The 400-nt window shown below is 75.0% G+C and carries 1 protein-coding gene; it reads left to right on the top strand.

Translation table 11 applies throughout. From position 1 onward, the window contains the following. Positions 1–132: 132 nt before the first annotated feature. Entirely contained in the window at positions 133–300 is a 168-nt protein-coding gene (locus JHD67_RS21530; RefSeq protein ID WP_199101178.1) for a hypothetical protein, read from the top strand. The last annotated feature ends 100 nt before the right edge of the window (positions 301–400 follow it).

Genomic DNA, 400 nt, shown 5'->3' with positions numbered 1-400 from the left:
CCCCCCCCCCCCCCCCCCCCCCCCCCCCCCCCCCCCCCCCCCCCCCCCCCCCCCCCCCCCCCCCCCCCCCCCCCCTCTTAACAACCCGACCACCCAACCCGAGATTCGGTCACGGGTCTCGTGGGCTCGGAGATGTGTATAAGAGACAGCGATAGCGCCCTCGGTCACCTGCTGCTGCCCAACGCCGACCGGACGCTGCTGCCGGGCCAGTACGTGACCATCAGCGCCAACTTGGGTGAACAGCACAACGTCTGTCTCTTATACACATCTGACGCTGCCGACGACAACGTTCGGGTGTAGATCTCGGTGGTCGGGGTGGCGTGAAGGGGGGGGGGGGGGGGGGGGGGGGGGGGGGGGGGGGGGGGGGGGGGGGGGGGGGGGGGGGGGGGGGGGGGGGGGG

The sequence above is a fragment of the Dyella sp. ASV21 genome (genome assembly GCF_016428975.1).
Lineage (GTDB): Bacteria > Pseudomonadota > Gammaproteobacteria > Xanthomonadales > Rhodanobacteraceae > Dyella.
The sequence above is the reverse complement of the archived record's forward strand: the minus strand, read 5'-3'. Positions and strand labels throughout refer to the sequence as shown.